The sequence below is a fragment of the Vibrio sp. SS-MA-C1-2 genome (assembly GCF_021513135.1).
GTDB lineage: Bacteria > Pseudomonadota > Gammaproteobacteria > Enterobacterales > Vibrionaceae.
Genome location: NZ_CP090981.1, coordinates 921,206 through 942,912 on the forward strand (window position 1 = coordinate 921,206; position 21,707 = coordinate 942,912).

Annotated in this window: 20 protein-coding genes; 10 read left to right on the forward strand and 10 right to left on the reverse strand. The window is 39.4% G+C overall.

What is annotated here, in order from left to right:
* The first annotated feature begins 59 nt into the window (after positions 1-59).
* The 8 genes from murD to lpxC all read left to right on the forward strand — a co-directional run bounded on the left by murD (position 60) and on the right by lpxC (position 9,849).
* Entirely contained in the window at positions 60-1,349 is a 1,290-nt protein-coding gene (murD, locus tag L0B53_RS08910; protein WP_235062210.1) for a UDP-N-acetylmuramoyl-L-alanine--D-glutamate ligase, read from the forward strand.
* 203 nt (positions 1,350-1,552) lie between these two features.
* Positions 1,553-2,821 (forward strand): cell division protein FtsW, encoded by a 1,269-nt coding sequence (gene ftsW / locus L0B53_RS08915; RefSeq protein ID WP_235061721.1) that lies wholly within the window; start codon positions 1,553-1,555, stop codon positions 2,819-2,821.
* Positions 2,818-3,867, forward strand: a complete 1,050-nt coding sequence (gene murG, locus L0B53_RS08920) for an undecaprenyldiphospho-muramoylpentapeptide beta-N-acetylglucosaminyltransferase (protein WP_235061722.1) — start codon at positions 2,818-2,820, stop codon at positions 3,865-3,867. The genes ftsW and murG overlap by 4 nt, the downstream gene beginning before the upstream one ends.
* A gap of 2 nt (positions 3,868-3,869) precedes the next feature.
* Positions 3,870-5,330 (forward strand): UDP-N-acetylmuramate--L-alanine ligase, encoded by a 1,461-nt coding sequence (gene murC, locus L0B53_RS08925; RefSeq protein ID WP_235061723.1) that lies wholly within the window; start codon positions 3,870-3,872, stop codon positions 5,328-5,330.
* A gap of 238 nt (positions 5,331-5,568) precedes the next feature.
* Positions 5,569-6,330, forward strand: a complete 762-nt coding sequence (locus L0B53_RS08930; RefSeq protein ID WP_235061724.1) for a cell division protein FtsQ/DivIB — start codon at positions 5,569-5,571, stop codon at positions 6,328-6,330.
* 18 nt (positions 6,331-6,348) lie between these two features.
* The gene (ftsA, locus tag L0B53_RS08935; RefSeq protein WP_235061725.1) at positions 6,349-7,605 is read left to right on the forward strand and encodes a cell division protein FtsA; all 1,257 of its coding nucleotides are present in this window, start codon (positions 6,349-6,351) and stop codon (positions 7,603-7,605) included.
* 32 nt (positions 7,606-7,637) lie between these two features.
* Positions 7,638-8,816, forward strand: a complete 1,179-nt coding sequence (gene ftsZ / locus L0B53_RS08940; protein ID WP_235061726.1) for a cell division protein FtsZ — start codon at positions 7,638-7,640, stop codon at positions 8,814-8,816.
* A gap of 115 nt (positions 8,817-8,931) precedes the next feature.
* Complete coding sequence (gene lpxC, locus L0B53_RS08945) at positions 8,932-9,849, forward strand: UDP-3-O-acyl-N-acetylglucosamine deacetylase (protein ID WP_235061727.1); 918 nt, start codon at positions 8,932-8,934, stop codon at positions 9,847-9,849.
* A 321-nt stretch (positions 9,850-10,170) separates the two neighbouring features.
* Here lpxC and L0B53_RS08950 read toward each other — a convergent pair whose 3' ends face one another.
* A complete protein-coding gene (locus L0B53_RS08950) occupies positions 10,171-10,626 on the reverse strand; it encodes a DUF721 domain-containing protein (RefSeq protein WP_235061728.1) in 456 nt (151 codons plus the stop codon).
* 310 nt (positions 10,627-10,936) lie between these two features.
* Between L0B53_RS08950 and secA the strand changes: the two genes are divergently transcribed.
* Both secA and mutT read left to right on the forward strand, forming a co-directional pair.
* A complete protein-coding gene (secA, locus tag L0B53_RS08955; protein ID WP_235061729.1) occupies positions 10,937-13,663 on the forward strand; it encodes a preprotein translocase subunit SecA in 2,727 nt (908 codons plus the stop codon).
* Between the two features lie 102 nt (positions 13,664-13,765).
* On the forward strand, positions 13,766-14,161 hold the full coding sequence (gene mutT / locus L0B53_RS08960; protein WP_235061730.1) for an 8-oxo-dGTP diphosphatase MutT: 396 nt from the start codon (positions 13,766-13,768) through the stop codon (positions 14,159-14,161).
* A 169-nt stretch (positions 14,162-14,330) separates the two neighbouring features.
* Here mutT and yacG read toward each other — a convergent pair whose 3' ends face one another.
* From yacG to nadC, 9 genes are all read right to left on the reverse strand, one after another.
* The gene (yacG, locus tag L0B53_RS08965) at positions 14,331-14,534 is read right to left on the reverse strand and encodes a DNA gyrase inhibitor YacG (RefSeq protein ID WP_235061731.1); all 204 of its coding nucleotides are present in this window, start codon (positions 14,532-14,534) and stop codon (positions 14,331-14,333) included.
* 56 nt (positions 14,535-14,590) lie between these two features.
* On the reverse strand, positions 14,591-15,331 hold the full coding sequence (locus L0B53_RS08970; RefSeq protein ID WP_235061732.1) for a cell division protein ZapD: 741 nt from the start codon (positions 15,329-15,331) through the stop codon (positions 14,591-14,593).
* 23 nt (positions 15,332-15,354) lie between these two features.
* Positions 15,355-15,969, reverse strand: a complete 615-nt coding sequence (gene coaE / locus L0B53_RS08975; RefSeq protein WP_235061733.1) for a dephospho-CoA kinase — start codon at positions 15,967-15,969, stop codon at positions 15,355-15,357.
* A complete protein-coding gene (locus L0B53_RS08980) occupies positions 15,970-16,842 on the reverse strand; it encodes an A24 family peptidase (protein ID WP_235061734.1) in 873 nt (290 codons plus the stop codon).
* 105 nt (positions 16,843-16,947) lie between these two features.
* A complete protein-coding gene (locus tag L0B53_RS08985; protein WP_311197317.1) occupies positions 16,948-17,331 on the reverse strand; it encodes a type II secretion system F family protein in 384 nt (127 codons plus the stop codon).
* The gene (locus L0B53_RS08990) at positions 17,274-18,230 is read right to left on the reverse strand and encodes a type II secretion system F family protein (RefSeq protein ID WP_235061735.1); all 957 of its coding nucleotides are present in this window, start codon (positions 18,228-18,230) and stop codon (positions 17,274-17,276) included. Before L0B53_RS08990 ends, L0B53_RS08985 begins: the two co-directional genes overlap by 58 nt.
* 50 nt (positions 18,231-18,280) lie before the next feature.
* Entirely contained in the window at positions 18,281-20,005 is a 1,725-nt protein-coding gene (locus tag L0B53_RS08995) for a GspE/PulE family protein (RefSeq protein ID WP_235061736.1), read from the reverse strand.
* The gene (locus L0B53_RS09000; protein WP_235061737.1) at positions 20,005-20,457 is read right to left on the reverse strand and encodes a pilin; all 453 of its coding nucleotides are present in this window, start codon (positions 20,455-20,457) and stop codon (positions 20,005-20,007) included. Before L0B53_RS09000 ends, L0B53_RS08995 begins: the two co-directional genes overlap by 1 nt.
* A gap of 315 nt (positions 20,458-20,772) precedes the next feature.
* Positions 20,773-21,666: a carboxylating nicotinate-nucleotide diphosphorylase gene (gene nadC / locus L0B53_RS09005; protein WP_235061738.1), complete on the reverse strand. Its 894-nt coding sequence runs from the start codon at positions 21,664-21,666 to the stop codon at positions 20,773-20,775.
* Positions 21,667-21,707: the final 41 nt, after the last annotated feature.

Here is a 21,707-nt window from a genome sequence, read left to right on the forward strand (position 1 = left end):
TGAGTACCGTTATTCCTCAGCACCAGCTTGAACTTGGCACTAAGTTACAACCCAATAGTATGGTGGTTGTAGTTGGTTTGGGGATGACAGGGCTCTCTGTTGTCCATTTTCTTCAACAACAAAAGCTGAATTTAGATATTCGGGTTATCGATACTCGAGAGAAGCCGCCAGGTGCTGATCAGCTCACCGAAGCGATCCAACTGTTTAGCGGTGGTTGGCAGCAAGAGTGGCTAAATAGTGCAGATCTCATTATTTCAAGTCCGGGCATTGCCTTAGCTACCCCAGCACTTCAGCAAGCGAAAAAGCATCATGTTCCAATTATCGGTGATATAGAGTTATTTGCTTGGTATGTCGATGCGCCTGTTTTGGCAATCACTGGCTCAAATGGTAAAAGTACCGTGACGAGCCTAGTGGGTGCTATGGCACAAGAAGCTGGAATCAATGTGGGTGTGGGTGGCAATATCGGTTTTGCTGCACTTGATATGCTATTTAAACATGATTTGTATGTATTAGAGTTATCAAGTTTTCAGCTTGAAACGACGACATCATTAAAACCAGCCGCAGCCGTATTTCTCAATTTATCCGAAGATCATATGGATCGCTATCTTGGTATGGCCGATTATCGTGCTGCCAAGTTATCTATCTTTAGTGGCGCAGAACGGATTATCGTTAATCGTGATGATCGAGAAACGTATCCCGATACTCCATATCTTGATGCTGAGACGGTGAGTTTTGGTTTTGACCATCAAGAGTTTGGCTTAAGTTCAATTGATGATGATCAATGGTTAATGATTGATGACCAACCTGTAATGAAAAGCTGCGATATCGCTTTAGTTGGACGACACAATATAGCCAATGGTTTAGCTGCGTTAGCGTTGGCATTAAAGGTTAACATTCCTCTTGATGCTGGAATTCGAGCATTAAAAAGTTATACCGGATTAGAACATCGTTGTCAGCTAGTCTCTGTTATTGATGGTGTGAAATGGGTTAATGACTCTAAGGCGACCAATGTCGCGAGTACGCTTGCTGCGTTAGATGGTTTAGACGTTGCTGGCACTCTACATTTACTGGTTGGTGGTGATGGTAAAGGGGCTGACTTTAGCGAATTAGCGCCAATTATGGCTAAACTTCCTTTACAGCTTTATTGTTTTGGTCGTGATGGTAAGCAACTACTCTCTCTTCATGCTAACTCTATTCGTGTTGACACGATGTTTGAGGCGATTGATTTAATTAAACTGCAGGTTTCAAGCGGAGATATTGTGATGTTATCACCAGCCTGTGCCAGTTTTGATCAATTTGCTAATTTTATGGCCAGAGGTGAGGCTTTTTGTCGCTATATTGAGAATTGAGGATAGAATAAGTGAGACAGCGAGCATTTAATACTTACAATTTGCTGGCGATTGATTCACTTTAGCGGCTTTCAATATAAAAAATAATAATGATGGTCGCTTAACAGTTAAATCTTTGGTTTTAAACTCTTCAAGTATGAAGAGTCTATTTGATTCACTTTATTTATTCTATTTTTATCTGGAGAGAGGGAGATCGCCTGATTATGTCAAACTCAATCATGCATTCAATGAAAGAGTGGCTACTAAAACCTGCTGAGCCTGCGATGTATGATCGTCAAATTCTTTGGATCGCATTTGCATTAATGGTCTCTGGTCTGGTCATGGTCTCCTCTGCTTCTATCTCTGTATCGATTCGACACTTTGATTCTTCATTTCATTACGCTTATCGTCATGGTATCTTTTTGGTGGGCGCACTTCTTGTTGGAACCATTACTTTAACGATCCCTGTCAATCTATGGCAGAAATATAGTTCAGCTCTTCTCGTTGTCTCAATTATACTATTGATTGCGGTTTTGATCATAGGACGCTCTGTTAATGGTGCTGTTCGCTGGCTACCTTTAGGAGTGATTAATCTTCAGCCTGCAGAGATCGCTAAACTCTCTTTATTTGTCTTTATTGCTGGTTACCTAGAGCGTCGACATGGTGAAGTTGTCAAAACGTTTCGAGGATTTTTAAAACCTTTAATGGTCTTTTTTGTTCTTGCATTTCTCTTACTGCTTCAACCTGATTTAGGTACCGTTATTGTTATGTTCGTTGCTGTGGTGGGGATGCTGTTTGTTGCAGGGGCGAAACTATGGCAGTTCCTCGGTTTAATCATGATGGGGTTAGGCAGTATCGTACTGTTGATTGTCTTTGAGCCTTATCGTTGGCGTCGTGTCACCTCTTTTCTTGATCCTTGGCAAGATGCATTTGGTAGTGGCTACCAGTTAACTCAATCATTAATGGCTTTTGGCCGTGGTGGTTGGTTTGGCCAAGGCTTAGGTAATTCGGTACAGAAGCTCGAATACTTACCAGAAGCGCATACTGACTTTGTCTTTGCTATTTTGGGGGAAGAGTTAGGTCTGATTGGCGTCTGTTTTGTGCTGTTATTGGTTTTTGCTTTAGTTGCAAAGGCGTTAATTATCAGCTGGCGTTGTCTACAGAATGATATGATGTTTAGCGGTTTTCTCTCCTTTGGAATTGGCATTTGGTTAGCATTTCAAACCATGGTTAATGTTGGTGCGGCTTCTGGTATGATTCCAACAAAAGGGTTAACTTTACCGCTAATTAGTTATGGTGGCTCGAGTTTATTAGTGATGGCTGTAGCCGTTTCTTTGTTATTACGGATTGATTTTGAGTATCGCTTAGTCACCACACAAGCTGATCCTAAATCAAATCATTCGAAGTCCGAACGATCAAAATTGAAGAGTATTGACAAAAATAGTACTCAAAATGAAACTAATTCAGATAAAGAAGAACAAATAGCAGAATGAGTAAAAAATTATTAGTAATGGCTGGTGGTACTGGCGGACATGTTTTTCCTGGTTTAGCGGTTGCTGAACAGCTAAAACAACAAGGTTGGGAAATTCGTTGGTTAGGAACGGCAGATCGAATGGAAGCCGATCTTGTCCCTAAACATGGTATTGAGATCGATTTTATTAAAGTATCGGGTCTACGGGGTCAAAGAATTGCAGGCTTAATCACGGCTCCTTTCCGTATTTTTAAAGCGATTCTTCAAGCTAAACGTTATATTAAAGCTTGGCAACCTGATGTTGTTTTAGGGATGGGAGGGTATGTGAGCGGTCCCGGTGGTGTTGCTGCTTGGTTGAGTGGAATTCCTGTTGTGTTACATGAACAGAATGCCGTTGCAGGATTAACCAATCAATGGTTAGCCAAAATAGCGAAACGTGTACTACAAGCCTTTCCAGGGGCATTTAAAACTGCTGAAGTTGTGGGTAATCCTGTACGTGAAGATGTCGTAGAACTTCCTACTCCATCGAAAAAATCTCAAGATAGACCATTACAGATCTTGGTGATGGGCGGAAGTCAGGGTGCTCGAATTCTTAATCAAACGGTTCCTTTAGCTGCCAACAAATTGGGTGATAACGCGCTGTTTTGGCATCAGACCGGTAAAGGAAATAGTCAACAAACTAAAGCTCTTTATCAAAATGCCGATAAACATCGTGTTGATGATTTTATCTATAATGTAGCAGAAGCATACCACTGGGCAGATCTAATTATTTGCCGTTCTGGTGCTTTAACTGTTTCTGAAGTTTCTGCTGCCGGGTTAGGGGCTATTTTTATCCCATTTATGCATAAAGATCGCCAACAAGCGAAAAATGCAGCACACCTTGTTGAGTCAGGTGCTGCGATTATAATTGAACAACCAGAGTTAACGGTTGATGGCTTAGTTGAGACGATTAAAAATATTGATGATGAGACACTTTTTCAAATGGCCACATCGGCGAGAAAGTCGGCTATTACTGATGCGGCAAGTCGAGTTGCCACTGTGATCTCATCACTGACAAAGAAGAATTAATCATGAAAAAATTTAACACCCAAGAGCTAGCTCAAGTTCGAGTTATTGTTCCTGAAATGCGTCGAGTTGAACGAATTCACTTCATTGGAATTGGCGGTGCTGGGATGAGTGGCATTGCAGAAGTTCTCGCCAATGAAGGTTATCAAGTGAGTGGTTCTGATATCGCTAAAAGTAGTGTTACTGAACGTTTAGAGTTTTTTGGCGCTGAGATCATGCTAGGCCACCAAGCCAGTAATGTTCTTGGTGCGAGTGTTGTTGTGACGTCGACTGCGATTCCACAAGATAACCCAGAGATTGTTGCTGCTAAAAAAGCACGTATTCCGATTGTTCGTCGTGCTGAAATGTTGGCAGAGTTAATGCGTTATCGTCATAGCATTGCTGTTGCTGGTACCCACGGTAAAACAACAACCACAGCGATGGTAACACAGATCTATTCTGATGCCGGTCTTGATCCCACATTTATCAATGGCGGTCTAGTTAAATCAGCAGGAACCAATGCAAGATTAGGAAATAGCCGTTACCTGATTGCAGAAGCCGATGAAAGCGATGCTTCTTTCTTACATCTTCAACCAATGGTCAGCATTGTGACGAATATTGAAGCTGATCATATGGAGACCTATGGCGGTGATATTGAAGTCTTGAAGCAGACGTTTGTTGATTTTCTTCATAATTTGCCATTTTATGGTTTGGCCGTAGTTTGTATTGACGATCCTATCGTCCGTGAATTGTTGCCTCGCATTAATCGTCAAGTGGTGACTTATGGTTTCTCTGATGATGCAGATGTTCAGATTATTGCTTATCAACAGAAAGGACAGCAGAGCTTTTTTACGGTTAAGAGAAAAGACCAACCGAATTTAGATATCTGTCTCAATGTTCCTGGGCGTCATAATGCGCTTAATGCAACGGCAGCTATTGCGGTTGCGGTTGAAGAAGATCTTGATGATCTCTCTATTGTTTCAGGTTTATTAGGATTTGAAGGCACGGGACGTCGCTTCGATCAGTTAGGTACCTTTGATTGTGGTAATGGTGAAGTGATGTTGGTGGATGATTATGGTCATCACCCAAGTGAAGTCGATGTCACTATTCAAGCGGCAAGAACAGGTTGGCCTGAAAAACGTTTAGTCATGATTTTCCAACCTCATCGTTATAGCCGTACTCGCGATCTTTATGACGACTTTGTGAATGTACTTGAAAACGTTGACCAGCTCTTTATTTTAGATGTTTATGCCGCAGGTGAAGATGAAATCGCTGGAGCGACTAGCCAAGATCTTTGCAACTCATTGCAACAACGAGGGAAAATTTCACCTGTATTTGTTTCTGATATCAATCAATTATCGAAATCATTAACTCAAACTTTACAAGAAGGCGACTTAGTCTTAACTCAAGGTGCGGGAAATGTGGGTACAATTGCGAAAAAACTCGCAGAACTTCGATTATCTATTGAAAAGATGAAAGAAATTTAGCAATAAGCTTAATTTAATTGAGAAATTGCACTATTATTTAAAAACGTATAGTCGGAATCAGTAAATTAGTTAGCGATTAAAAAGTTAGCTAATAAATTATTAATATGATTGAACACATGATCTCGGTTGGAGAGTTCATCATAGCTGGCTATAATCAATTCATTCTATTTGTAATAAATGATAACGAAGAATAATCAGTGATGATGTTATCGGTTGGTGCAATAGTCAGAGCGATAGCATGAAGAGAAAGGTTAAAGCTGACCCAAAGATAGAGTCTCCTATATCGTATCGTTTTCATCGATTAGGTTTCCTATTTTTTCTATCTGTTGTAGCGATGGTTGTTTTCTTGGGTTGGCGGACGGTTAATTGGATGACGGATGCAAACCGGCTTCCATTGTCAAAATTACTCATTCAAAATCAACTTCACTATACGAGTGAATCTGATATACGTTATGCAATAAGCTCTTTAGGTGGCCTAGGGAGTTTTATGACTCAGAATGTTGACGATATCCAATCTGCAATAGATCAACTACCCTGGGTTAAACAGGTTTCAGTGAGAAAACAGTGGCCGGATAAGATTAAATTATATATTCGTGAGCATCAAGCTAGTGCGATTTGGAATGATAGTGCACTGGTTAGTCCTGATGGAACCGTGTTTTTTGGTAATGCAGAAGATATCAATGATCACTCTCTTGTCTCTTTTTATGGAGATGACGCTCAAAGCGAAGTGATATTAGAAACATGGCAAAAGTTGTCTGCAATATTTGCACAAGATCAACTATCAATTAGTCAAGTTTGGCTATCACCGCGGTACTCTTGGCGAGTGAAGTTAAATAATCAAATTGAACTGGAGTTGGGACGCAGTCAATTAGTTGCAAAAGTTGAGCGCTTTATGGTTCTCTATCCTCAACTACCAAACCGGCAACTGATTGAGCATGTTGACTTGCGTTATGATACAGGGGCGGCTGTTAAGTGGTTACCTGACACCGACAAAAAATAAAATGAGATTTAGTACCAAATGACAAAAGCAACAGATAAAAAACTCATTGTAGGATTAGACATTGGTACATCGAAGGTTGCCGCATTAGTAGGCGAAGTATTACCTGATAATAGCGTTAATGTAATTGGTGTAGGTAGTTGTCCTTCACAAGGTATGGATAAAGGTGGTGTGAACGATCTTGAATCTGTCGTGAAGTCAGTACAAAGGGCGATTGATCAAGCAGAGTTAATGGCAGATTGTCAGATCTCGTCTGTTTTTCTCTCTTTATCGGGTAAACACATTGAATGTCAGACTGAAGAAGGGGCATTCCCTATCTCAGATGATGAAGTGACTCAAGAAGATGTTGATAGCGTTATTCATACCGCTAAATCTGTAAAGATTAGCGATGAACATCGAATATTGCATGTTATTCCCCAAGAATTTTCGATTGATTATCAAGAGGGGATTAAAAACCCAATTGGTTTGTCAGGTGTGCGAATGAAAGTTAATGTTCACCTGATTACTTGTCATAATGATATGGCAAAAAATATTATTAAAGCGGTTGAACGCTGTAATTTAAAAGTAGAACAGTTAATATTCTCTGGATTAGCTGCAAGTACAGCAGTGCTTACGTCAGATGAGAAAGAGTTAGGCGTTTGTGTTGTTGATATTGGTGGCGGTACAATGGATATTGCCGTTTGGACAGGTGGTGCACTTCGACATACAGAAGTGATGCACTATGCTGGTAATGCAGTGACGGGTGATATTGCTTATGCATTTGGTACGCCATTAGGTGATGCTGAAAGTATTAAGGTGAAGTATGGTTGCGCATTGAGTGAATTGGTCAGTAAAGATGATAAAGTCGACGTTCCAAGTGTTGGTGGTCGACCATCTCGTAGTTTACATCGCCAAACATTAGCTGAGGTCATTGAGCCGAGGTATAGTGAGTTATTTGGTCTAGTTAATGCTAAATTAACAACTATACAAGAACAATTAAGAGAGAAAGGTATTAAACACCACTTAGCCGCAGGTATCGTTTTAACAGGCGGTGCATCTCAAATTGATGGATTAGTGGATTGTGCTGAACGAGTATTTCAAAATCAAGTTAGAGTAGGGCAGCCAATAGGCTTAACTGGTTTAACTGATTATGTGCAAGTTCCGTTTTATGCGACAGGCGCAGGTTTATTACATTACGGAAAAGATATCCAACTGGAGGATGAAAGCGTATCAGAACAAAAAGGATCTGTGACGAGCGTTTTTTCAAAATTAACCGGTTGGCTTAAAAAAGAATTTTAATCAAACTCTAATGAGAATGATGGAGATAACAGATGTTTGAACCAATGATGGATGTATCTGACGAAGCAGTCATTAAAGTCGTAGGTGTAGGTGGTGGCGGCGGTAATGCCGTTGAGCATATGGTACGTGAATCAATTGAAGGCGTACAATTTCTAACCGTGAATACTGATGCTCAAGCATTAAGGAAAACCAGTGTTAGTCATGTGATACAAGTTGGCTCTACCATTACAAAAGGTCTAGGTGCGGGTGCAAACCCACAGGTAGGTCGCGAAGCAGCACTAGAGAATAGAGAAGAGATCAAAGCAGCATTAGAAGGTGCTGATATGGTCTTTATTGCCGCTGGAATGGGGGGCGGTACCGGCACGGGGGCCGCACCAGTTATTGCTGAGGTCGCTAAAGAGCTTGATATTCTTACTGTAGCTGTTGTCACTAAACCTTTCAATTTTGAAGGCAAAAAACGTTTAGCCTTTGCAGAGCAAGGTATTGATGAATTATCAAAGCACGTTGATTCATTAATTACTATACCGAATGAAAAGCTACTTAAAGTATTAGGTCGTGGGATTTCGCTACTTGATGCATTTGCAAAAGCCAATGATGTTCTTAAAAATGCCGTTCAAGGTATTGCAGAACTGATTACTCGCCCTGGTCTGATTAACGTCGATTTCGCCGATGTGCGTACCGTGATGTCAGAAATGGGACATGCAATGATGGGTAGTGGCGTTGCGAGTGGTGAAGATCGTGCAGAAGAGGCTGCTGAAATGGCAATTTCAAGCCCACTTCTAGAAGATATTGATCTTGCTGGTGCTCGCGGAGTGCTTGTTAATATTACTGCTGGCTTTGATCTTCGTTTGGATGAGTTTGAGACTGTTGGTAACACGGTTAAGGCATTTGCTTCAGATAATGCGACGGTTGTTGTTGGTTCTTCGTTAGATCCTGATGTATCAGATGAGCTACGAGTAACTGTAGTGGCTACTGGTATCGGTAATGAGAAGAAACCTGACATTACTTTAGTTGCTGGAGCTCCAAAAACTCAACCTGTGACTCCAGCACCAGTTGAAACACCGGTAGCACCTAAAGTAACCCCGACTATTGAGCCTAAAAAACAGGCACCTAGCGTTGGTGGTACAACAAGTACAGCGAAGAAAAGTGAACCTAAAAGTGAGCCTGATTACTTAGATATTCCTGCATTTCTTCGTAAACAAGCAGACTAAATAATCGTCAAATTTGTATTTTATATAAATGGCGTGTTATTATAGACGACCGCTTATTATTAGGTGGTCGTTTTTGTATACCGAGTAATTTTATATTTCGTGAGAGTAAAAGTTGATGATTAGACAACGTACGCTAAAAACTATTGTTCAAGCAACTGGAGTGGGTTTACACTCTGGTCGTAAAGTGACGCTGATCCTTCGACCTGCTGCAGCGAATACAGGTATTATTTACCGTCGAACGGATCTCGAGCCAGCAGTCGATTTTAAAGCGGATGCAAACTCAGTAAGAGATACTATGCTATGTACTGCACTGGTTAATGATGACGGTGTTCGTATCTCAACAGTTGAGCACTTAAATGCTGCCCTAGCTGGAATGGGAATCGATAATGCTATTATTGAGGTTGATGCGCCAGAAATTCCAATCATGGATGGTAGTGCCAGCCCATTTGTCTATTTAATTCAATCAGCGGGTATTGATGTATTAAATAGTCCGAAGAAATTCATCCGTATTAAGAAAACGGTTCGTGTTGAAGATGGCGATAAATGGGCAGAACTTCGTCCATATAATGGTTTCCGTCTAGATTTTGCGATTGATTTTGCACACCCTGCAATTGATGGCGAACAACAGAGCTTAGTGATGGATTTCTCAACTCAAGACTTTATCAAAAATATCAGCCGTGCTCGTACTTTTGGCTTCATGCGTGATATTGAGTATTTACAATCTCAAAACCTCTGTTTAGGTGGTAGCTTTGATAATGCAATCGTTCTGGATGATTACCGAATCTTAAATGATGATGGTCTTCGTTATGATAATGAGTTTGTTAGTCACAAAGTATTAGATGCTATTGGCGATCTCTTCATGTGTGGACACAGTATTGTTGGTGAAGTTCGCGCCTATAAATCAGGCCATGCACTCAATAATCAATTACTACGTGCAGTTCTTGCTAATCAAGAAGCGTGGGAATGGACAACTTATGAAGATGAAGCTAAATCACCTGTTGCGTTAATTAACCCTGCATTATTGTTTAATTAAATTAATTAGTTAATTAAACTGAATGGGTGACATTGATCCCGTGGTTGTGGGTATATCCTATTACTAAGGTTTCAATAATATACTCTTCATACTTGAAGTCGCTAGGTTGTTGGCTGCACTCGTTCGCCCCAATCATAGAGTACACCTATACTCATGGGGCCTCACTCATTTGCCGCCTACTAGCAACTCCAATTATTTCAGGTATAAATATAGTGAGATTTTCTTTGGTAACTACATGTTATTATTGATATCTCACTATTTTTTTATCTTTTTTTTGTCATTGTCTTTTTTGATACTATTTTTTGACTGAATTTATAGCGGTTATTTTTTCTTCTGACTCATCGCTGCAATCCTTTCTAATCTAACTTTAATCTTTTCTGGTGCATTTTCTGCTACCATCCGCAGATATTCGGCAGATTGTTCACTGATTGGCTCTCTCTTTTTTTCAGTCTGTTTCTTAATGACTGTTTGATTCATTAAGCTAGGATTTATTTTTAATTCGATACTAACTAACGAAGGTAGATCAGAGTATCTAAGTTTTGAGATAAGATCGAGGCGTTGATAATTGAGTCGTGTTAACCATGCTGAAGAGGCAACTTCAATAATCAATGTATTGTTACGGTAGTTTGCGATGTGACAATAAGCTTGAGCTTCTGGTGGTAGATGCTTCAACATAGTTTTGTTTAATTTAGCCAAAGCAACTGCGCGTTGTTGGATATTTGCTAACCCCGATTTCTCCATTAATTTATCGGTTGTTTTCGGTCTATGGTCACGCATAACAGTACCTATTAGTCGATTTAAGTAGAAAATTATTGATCAAACTCTACTAATTAGCTGATTAAGCATAGTCGCCACTAGCGAGATCGCTTATTATATAGTGATTAAGTTCATATTGTTGTAAATATAATAAAGATCTACAAAATCTATCTTGAAAATAAGCAGATAGAGCCCAATATAACAATTAGCGCTTTAATATACATTGAGTGTATAAAAAATTAATATACTACGCCTACAAAAGTAGTGCCTTATAAGTATTCCATCAATCGGCTGATTATAGCTGGATAAACCAAGAGAACACGACAACGCCATGTTATCAAAATTGCTTACCAAGATTGTCGGTAGCCGAAATGACCGAACACTTCGTCGTCTACGTAAAATCGCAGACCAAATTAATAAATTAGAACCAGAGTTTGAAAGCTTAGCGGATGAAGAGCTAAAAGCTAAAACCGTCGAATTTCGTCAACGCTTAGATGACGGTGCGAACCTTGATTCACTATTACCAGAAGCATTTGCAACGGTTCGAGAAGCTTCTCGCCGTGTATTTGGCATGCGCCATTTTGATGTTCAGCTTATAGGTGGAATGGTCCTTAACGATTGTGAAATCGCAGAAATGCGCACTGGTGAAGGTAAAACTTTAACAGCCTCTCTTCCTGCCTATCTTAATGCCTTAACTGGTAAAGGCGTCCACATCGTTACCGTCAATGATTACCTAGCAGCGCGTGATGCAGAAACTAACCGCGAGCTATTTGAGTTCTTGGGTATGACGGTTGGGATCAACCTTTCTGGAATGGACCCTTCGGCGAAGAAAGAAGCTTATGCGGCTGATATCTTATATGGAACTAACAATGAATTTGGTTTCGATTATCTACGCGACAATATGGCATTCCGTGCTGAAGACCGTGTACAACGTGAGCGTTATTTTGCTGTTGTCGATGAAGTTGATTCCATCTTAATTGATGAAGCTCGTACTCCTCTGATTATTTCAGGTCCAGCTGAAGATAGCTCAGATATGTATACCCGTATCGATGCACTGATCCCTCTACTTGAAAAACAAGATCAAGAAGACAGTGAAGAATATCGTGGTGAGGGTCACTATACTGTTGATGAAAAATCAAAACAGACCCACCTAACAGAGAATGGTCAGGAGTTTATCGAAGAACTTCTACAAAAGCATGGCATGATGGAAGAGGGGGATACGCTTTATTCTCCAGCAAACATCAGTTTACTTCACCATGTCAATGCCGCACTCCGAGCTCATGCGTTATTTGAACGAAATGTTGATTATATCGTACAAGATAATGAAGTTGTTATCGTCGATGAGCATACAGGTCGAACAATGCCAGGTCGTCGTTGGTCTGAAGGTCTACACCAAGCAGTTGAAGCGAAAGAAAAGGTGAAGATCCAGAATGAAAACCAGACATTAGCATCGGTCACTTTCCAGAATTACTTCCGTCTTTACGAGAAGTTATCAGGTATGACGGGTACTGCTGATACAGAAGCATTCGAATTCCAATCTATCTACAACTTAGAAACGGTGGTTGTTCCAACCAACAAACCGATGATGCGCGATGATATGGGTGATTTGGTCTATATGACTGAAGCTGAAAAATTCGATGCGATCATTGCTGATATTCAAGAGCGAGTGGTGAAAGGTCAGCCGATTCTTGTTGGTACCGTTTCTATCGAAAAATCAGAGTTGCTTTCAAATGCTCTGAGCAAGATGAAGATTAAGCATGAAGTCTTAAATGCCAAATTCCATGAGAGAGAAGCCGATATTATCGCTGATGCGGGTTCTGCGGGCGCAGTGACTATCGCAACGAATATGGCGGGTCGTGGTACAGATATCGTTTTAGGTGGTAGCTGGAAGAGTAAAATTGAAAAGCTGACAGATCCAACTGAAGAACAGATTGAAACAATTAAAGCTGAATGGCAAAAAGATCACGATGCGGTAATCGAAGCGGGTGGCTTACATATTATTGGTACTGAGCGTCATGAATCACGCCGTATTGATAACCAGTTACGCGGTCGTTCTGGTCGTCAGGGTGATGCAGGTTCTTCACGTTTCTATCTATCGATGGAAGATAGCTTAATGCGCATCTTCGCCTCTGATCGTGTATCAAACATGATGAAGAAGCTGGGTATGGAAGAAGGTGAAGCGATTGAGCACCCTTGGGTAACCAAAGCGATTGAGAATGCACAGCGTAAAGTTGAAGGTCGTAACTTTGATATTCGTAAGCAACTACTTGATTTTGATGATGTCGCGAATGACCAGCGTCAGGTGGTTTATGAACTACGTGATGAGCTGATGGAAACTGATGATATCAGTGAAATGTTGGCAGCCAACCGTCAAGATGTTTACAGTGATGTGATCAATCAATATATTCCTCAACAATCGTTAGAAGAGATGTGGGATATTGCTGGACTAGAAGAGCGTTTGAAAGGCGACTTTGATCTAGACTTACCGATTCAATCTTGGTTAGATAACGAAGATAAGCTGTATGAAGAACTGCTTCGTGAACGTATTATTGAACAAGCGATTGAGACTTATAAAGCGAAAGAAGAGACTGTAGGTGCTGCTGTTCTTCGTAACTTCGAAAAGTCAGTGATGCTACAGACACTTGATACGCTATGGAAAGAGCATTTATCTGCAATGGATCACCTACGTCAGGGCATTCATTTACGTGGTTATGCTCAGAAGAATCCAAAGCAAGAATATAAGCGTGAATCTTTTGAACTCTTCGAAGAGATGCTTGAGAACTTGAAACTGGATGTGATTTCAGTATTAAGTAAAGTTCAGGTTCATCAGCAAGAAGAAGTTGATCGTTTAGAAGCGCAACGTCAACACGAAGCAGAAGCGATTGCTCGTAAGCAGCAATTCCAACATGCAGACGCTGAAAATCAACTTGCTGATGGCGAAGAGCATACTGCAGACCCAAGCACATTCGTTCGAGAAGAGCGTAAAGTTGGACGTAATGAGCCTTGTCCTTGTGGTTCGGGTAAAAAGTATAAGCAGTGTCATGGGAAGATTAACTAATTCAATTTGCATAAACTGAGTTAGTAAAAAGAAAAGAGTCGCCTTGAGCGGCTCTTTTTTTAGTATTAGATTTTTATTTTGATCAATTTTCAGAGGGATGAAATGAAAAAAGTGCATATTGTTATCGGGATTATTCTGAACAGCAAAAAAGATCAAGTCTTTATTACCACCCGAATGGATCGGAGTGATTTTGCTGGTTTATTAGAGTTTGCTGGTGGCAAGATAGAACAGGGAGAGACTCAAGAGCAAGCATTGCGCCGAGAATTACAAGAAGAGGTTAACATCATCGCTCAAAAGATGGAGCACTTTATGCACTTTGAGCATAAATACCCAGAAAAAGAACTGACCTTTGACGCATACATTGTGAGTGATTTTAGTGGTAAGGCTTGTGGTCACGAAGGGCAAAAAGGGGAGTGGTTAACTATTGCTGACCTTGATCCTAAACAGTTTCCCGCGGCTAATTTAGCATTGATAGAAAAACTAAAAGCCTGGGCATAAATTTAATGAGAGTCGCCGCTCATTGATAATGGCTACTCTCTTCTTACTTGAAGTTACTAGGTTGTTGGCTGCATTTGTTCGCCCAATCATATAGTGCACCTATACTCATGGGGCTTAACTCACTTACCGCTTACTCGTAACTCGAATAATTTTAAGTCTAATTCTTAAATTATTTTTCTGACCACTCTTCACCATCAGAGAGATCGGCTGCACCTGCGATATTATTTTGTTCGCTAGCCCAATCACCAAAATCAATTAATTGACACTTTTTACTACAAAAAGGTCGATAAACACTTTTTTCTTCCCAAAGTACATCAACTCGACATGTTGGGCATTTCACTCTGTTTTTAGAATCTTGATTACTTTTTGTCACAATACTACCTTACTCTGCTTACGGTTTTTTATTTCAGCGTATTTTAAATCTAATGACTAGCGAAAGACAGTGAGCTGAAAAGAAAGCTCTTCTGGTGGATGACTATCATCATTAAAAGGTAAAAAGCGAATAGCTACGCGTTTAGAGTTACCTGAAATTATTGGGTATATATCAAGTTTTGACTCAATATTTAACTGTAATAATAGCGCATCTTTAGTCTCTATATGAAAAAATCCATTCTTAGCTATATGAGTCTGTTGTTGACCTGAGGAGCGAATAAGTTGTAGTAATAGAGTGATAACTTCTCGAAGTGGTGAGAGTTGTTGCCACCACTTGTGGCTCAAGTGTTGACGCTCGATTACCGGTTTATTGAGCCAAAGATGGAATAGTGGTAAATCGAAGCTGCAACAGCCTCCGGGAATTGAAATCCGTTGTCGAACACTTTTTAATAAACGTTGATCCTTTAATAACAAATTAAGACGAGGGCCGCGTGATAGCTGTTGAGAGCATGAACTGACTTTACTGATGATAGATTTTAATACATCTTGATTAACGCTAGGGACGCCAAGCCAGAGTTCGAGCTTTCCTTTTTGACGTTCAAGATCTTTTAATATTTCAGTTTTTAACTGCCCTTGTTCAAGTAATTCTAATAACTCAATCACACCTTTAAATAGTGACTGAGCCATCCAGGGAGAGGTGAGCTCTTGGCTTTGCTCAATTTGTTGCAGTAAGAATTCTATTCGTAGATAAGTTCTCACTTGCTCTGTTAGAGGATGTTCAAATCGGGTTGTTTGCATTGATACCTACACCATAAACATAATTATATTTCAGCGACTAATGCGAGATACTTTTTATGTAAGTCCGCAATTTTTTGTGTTAATTGTAACGGTTCGTTTTCGTTATCGATAATATCATCAGCTTGACTTAAGCGATCTTGGCGACTGATTTGTGCGTTTATAATCGTTTGTGCTTGTTCAACTGATACTTGGTCTCGTTGCGTTGTACGTGATATCTGAGTCGCTTCAGAGACATCGATAACCAAAATCCGATCAACTAAATATTGAAGATTATTTTCAAGTAATAGAGGAACAACTAATAACCCATAAGATGATGAAATTTCGCCAATTCTTTTAATGATCTCTTTATTAATCATAGGATGAAGCAGTTGATTTAACCACTTTTTCTCTTCGGGATAAGAAAATATGATTTCACGCAATTTGGCGCGATTTAAACTGCCATCACTTAATAGAATCCCCAAACCAAAGTGGGAGGTGATCTCCGCTAATCCAAAGCTTCCAATCGCGACCACTTCTCTTGCTACGATATCAGCATCGACATGTTCAATTCCAAGTTCAAAAAATTTATCCGTGACGGTTGATTTGCCACTGCCAATTCCACCTGTTACACCAATAATTAGCTTATGCGTATTTTTCATTTATAACCCCCAAAATGATAATAGATACCAATGAGTTATTTGATCGCCTGCCACTAAGCAAATCCAACCGGAAAATGCGAGATAAGGACCAAACGGAAATTGAGTACCTTGACGAGAGCGGAGAATCTTTAATTCAATAAGACCAAAAATCACCCCCGAAATCGAGGCAACTAGCAAAATAAAAGGGAGTTGCTGCCAACCAAGCCATGCACCAAGTGCGGCTAATAATTTAAAGTCACCATATCCCATCCCTTCTTTACCGGTTAATAACTTGAACAACCAATAGAGAGACCATAAAAATCCATAGCCAAAAATAGCACCGAAGATAGCATCATTGAGAGAGACTGGGCTGATATTAAGTAGAGAGAGTGTTATTCCTCCCCACATTAAAGGGAGAGTCAAATTATCGGGTAGCAATAAGGTATCAAGATCAATAAAACTTAAAACAATTAAAGTAAATGAAAAAAATAACAGAGAGGCACTCCAAATCGATGGAGGAAACGCTAAAAAAGTGACAATTCCAATAACAGTCGTTAGTAACTCAATAAAAGGATAACGAATTGAGATCTTTTTCTGGCAATGACGACACTGCCCCTTTAATAATAACCAACTAAAAAGAGGGATATTATCAAACCAACGTACAGGCGTTTGGCATTGTCGACAATGTGAAGCTGGTAAGCTTAAATTAAATAATTGCTTCTCTGGCGCAGGGATATTGGCCTCTGGAAAGCTAACATGACACTCACTTTGCCACTGATTTTCCATCATAATAGGTAAGCGGTAAATCACGACATTTAAGAAGCTACCCATGATGAGTGAAAATAGTGCGACGAAGCATATCGTCAACCAGGGATGTAGTATCAACAGTTCCATTAAGTACTCTCTTCAATCAGACTATCTTGATTATGACTTTTTTCTGTTTAAATAGTAATGGCGAAAAGAGTAACTGACAATAAATTAACCAATAGTCGTTATTTATTAACCAATAACCACCATTAATTCAAAAATAGGAAGATAGAGAGCAATCACTAAGGTGCCAATAATTAAGCCTAATAAGCTCATTACGATCGGTTCTATCATCATGGTTAATGCATCTGTTTTTAGTTGAAGTTGCTCGAGATAATAAGTTGCTACGTTGTTGAGCATTGCGGGTAACTCCCCTGACTCTTCACCAATGATCACCATTTGTAAAAAGAGTGCAGGGATAAGATTATTTTGTAAACTATTAGCGAGGGTATAACCACTCCGCAATAAATGAGGTAGCGCCTGCAATTGTTTTGTAAGATAGAGACTACCACTGGCTTTTAGTGCTTGATCGCAGCTATCAGGGATGGGGACGTGAGCTTTAGCAATAGTGCCAATGTTTGACTAAAGCGGGCCAAAACTGCGAAATGGATGACTTGACCAATAATAGGAATTTTAAATAAAACTTTCTGCAATAGATATTTTAAAATCAGAATACGAGAAAAAAGAAGGTAAAAGAGTCCGATGGTAAAAAAAATCGTAATCAATAATATTACGCCATAAGTTTGAATGGTTGTTGATAGTGTAATGATCATCATAGTTAATGACGGTAATTGAGCATCAAATGAGGCAAAGATCTGTTCGAATTGAGGAACTACAACAATTAAAAGAACAACCGTAATGACGAATGAAATTAATGTAATAAAGATAGGATAAGAGATCGCTTTTTTAATCTGTTGTTGCAGTGCTTCATTACGTTTTTGATTATTGAGTAGCTGCTTTAATGTAATATCTAGCTGTCCTGTTTTTTCACCAATCTCTATAAATTGAATATAAAGAGAATCAAAAATATAGGGATAATATTGTAGGCTCTTAGATAGTGAATCGCCTGCTTTTAGGTGACTAATTAACTGAGTTAGTAGTTGAACAAGTTGTGGTGTTGGTGCTGAGCTTTTTAATAACTTTAAGCTATCTAACAAAGGAATATTATTTGAAACCATTGAGGAGAGTTGGCTCGTGAGTTGAGTTAGCTGTACGCCGTTTATTTTTAATTTTTTGCCTGTTTGTAATTTTTCTTTTGTAATATTTTGTATTCTTCTGCTTCCAGATTTCATTTTATTCTTATTAATATCTTTTTCTTGATTATCTTTTTTTTCAATGCAATGGGTGAGAATGATCCCCTGTTGATAAAGGTTTTCTTGTAAAATTACTTTTGATGGGGCATTGAAATAGCCACTTTTTTGTTCTCCTTGCTGGGTAATACCTACCCAATGATAGCGATGACTTTTCTGAATCATTATAAATCCTTGCATGATTACTGATAACGGATCTTTTTCTCGCCGTCATATCACTGACCCAAGACGCGACAGATTTCCTGTTGATCAGTGATTCCTTTAAAAACTAACTCTTGGGCTTGCTGTCGTAATGGAATAAAACCAGATGATTCCTCAATCATTTCTGATGATTCCAATATAGTTCTTGGTCGTGACGGCTTATTTAGTGAGGGTGGTTTAATATGTGTATCCGATAAATTTTCTATCAATTGGGGAGTGACAGGAAGAAGTTCAAATATGCCATGACGTCCTTTGTATCCTTTTTGGCAATAAGGGCAACCCGGTAAGTTAGCGCGATAAATGTTGTTTTTCATGTTAATCCGACAATGGATGCAAAGTTTTCTAACTAAACGTTGGGCAATAATTAATCTGACTGTTGCGGCAATATTAAAGCGTTGAACACCTATATTTTCTAATCTAAGAATCGTTTGATAGGCACTATTGGTATGGAGTGTTGATAGTACTAAATGCCCTGTTTGTGCAGCTTTCATTGCAATATCGGCGGTTTCAAAATCTCTAATTTCACCGATCATGATGATATCGGGATCTTGTCTCAGGAATGTTTTTAATGCATCAGAAAAATCAAAACTGATGGCTGGATTGATCTGAACTTGGTTTAAGCCAGGTAAACGGATCTCAACAGGATCTTCGGCGGTAGATATATTGACATTATCGTTGTTGAGACACTGTAAAGCGGCATAAAGGGTTTGAGTTTTACCACTTCCTGTTGGACCTGTGACTAAAATTAAGCCTTGTTGTTGGTTTAGGTTATGGATGAATACTTTTTCTTGAAGCGGTGTGAGACCTAAATGTTCAATTGTAAGTAGAGTATTATCTGTATTTAGTAATCTTAGTACGGCTTTTTCACCATAAATTGTGGGTAAGATTGCCACGCGAATATCGCATTTTTTTTGCTGATAATTGAGCTGAAATCGCCCATCTTGTGGATGCCTTCGCTCCGATATATCAAGTTGAGACACAATTTTTATTCTTGATATGACAGGTTTAATATAGTGCTGAGGTAAGTGAGATAACTGGGTGAGCACACCATCGATTCTTTGTCTGATTAACAAGCCATTATGTTGAGCTTCAAAATGGATATCTGACGCTTTGCTAGAAAGTGCTTTGAGGATAAGCTCTGTTACTATTTTAGCTATCGGTGATGAATCATCTTCAATATCACTTTCCATTTGATTTTTATTTGGATGACTTTCAATCAGTTGCTCCAGTACAGCAAACGATTCAGAAGTTGAAGAGGATGACAGTGTTTGATTCTGTTGTTGGTACCCTTGTTGCCAAATAAGGTAATCAGAGTAGCGAACGAGATAGATTTTAGTTCTTCGTTGCAATATAAAAGAGATTAATAAGTGAGCTTGATGACAAATTGTTGGGTCATAAGTCAGTAGATCAATCTGGTTGTCATTGAGGTTTAAAGGCAGTAATTTTAACGCCTCGATGATTGAAACGATCTCCATTGGAGCTGGTATCAGCGGTTGTTGGGAAAAAGTGATCTCTTCTAATTGATAATAATCAATAAGCTGTTGAAATAATGTTTCTTGTTCAATCTCTTTAATTTGATAAAGGCGATCAATCAATGAAAGATTCCGTTCATTCTCTTTATTGCTCTGATCTTTTCGCTCTTTTAATATCTGATGATAGTCAGTAGCGGCTAATTTCCTATCCATATAGAGACGTTCCAGTAAGAGACCTTCATTTTCTCGATAGTTATGGGGTGTCATTAATTGCAACCTTTGGGGGTAACTTCACTATTGAGGTCTGTTTCACAAAGCCAACCACCATGTAGATTACGAGAAAGCGATATGATGTGATCTCGATTGCTACTTTTTTGGTTAAACGTCAGTGCAATTTTTCCTTCATCTCCTTGTGATCCTGTTGCTGTAACAGAGAGTATCCCAAGTTGATGATTTTCAGTTGTCCCGAGTTGAGTAAACTGAGCTTCGCTTCCTGCCGTTAGTGTTGGAAAACTCCCCTGAGTTGATAGGTGACTTTCGATATTAGTTTTGAGCGCGGATAGTGTTGCTAACCCTGCATTGGCTTCAGAACGTTTTACATAGTTGTCGTAACGCGGCAGCGCAATAGAGGCAAGTATGCCTATAACGGCGATAACGATCATTAATTCTAATAATGTAAAGCCTCGAATAAACTTTATGAGAAATTTATTACGGTTCATCTTTATTCCCCTTTTATATTTCAAATATCAGACATTTTTTTTTATTTAAGGTCGATGTGAAAAGAGGTTACTGCTTAGTATGGTGATTGATCTTGAGGAGAGATTAATTTTGGCAGCGGACTAACCATCTATAATGAAATAAGTGTTGTAGACTTAGTTAATAGGTTGAGCTGGATTGGAAAGTGGTTACGTAATTGATTTTAAGTTAACCGATTGAAACGTTAGGTTTACTATTATAATGAAAAGGCTTCTTTTGCTATTGCTGGCAAGAAAATAGAAGCCTTGTTGAGATTTATCGTTGGGTTGCGGTATCGATTAAGAGTTGAATCTCATTGAAAGATCCATCGCTTTAAGATGCTTAGTTAGTGCACCAACTGAGATATAATCAACCCCTGTTGCTGCAAATGTACTGATAGTTTTCAGTGTGACATCACCAGAGACTTCAAGGGCAACGCGTCCTTGGTTTAATGTCACAGCTTCAGCCATCATATCAACGGTGAAGTTATCCAGCATGACCACATCCGCTCCAGCATCAATTGCCAATTCAAGCTCTTTAATGCTTTCGACTTCTACTTCCACAGATTTCCCTGGGTGAAGTGACTTTGCTCTTGATATTGTTTTATCAATGCCACCACATGCAAGAATATGATTCTCTTTAATTAAGTAAGCATCAAACACACCGATACGATGATTGTAACCACCACCACAAGTGACTGCATATTTTAGGGCACTACGAAGACCAGGAATGGTTTTTCGGGTATCTAATAATTTTGTATTAGTGCCCGAAAGCTGTTCGACATAGGTCGCGGTTGTTGTCGCGCAGCCAGAAAGGGTTTGAATAAAGTTCATGGCATTACGTTCGCCAGTGAGCAAAACATGAGCTGGACCAGTTAATTCACATAATGTCTCATTTGGTGTGACTGTGTCGCCATCATCAACAAACCAAGTGATCGAAACTTGCCCTCCTAACTGTTTGAAGACTTCATCAGCCCACATTTTTCCGCAGAAGACACCGTGTTCTCGCGTAATAATCGTTGCAGTTGATTCGGTAGTTAAATCGATTAAATTGGCAGTAATATCTAAATTAAGGTCGATTGCACCACCTAAATCCTCTTTTAAAGTATCAGCGACACATCGAGACACCTCATGAGGGAGTTGTTGCTGTAAGTAAGCTAATCGAGCATTGTTATCGTGATTTTTTTCTTTCATATTGATTATTCGTTAGTGATTAAAAAGATGAGGATAGGGTT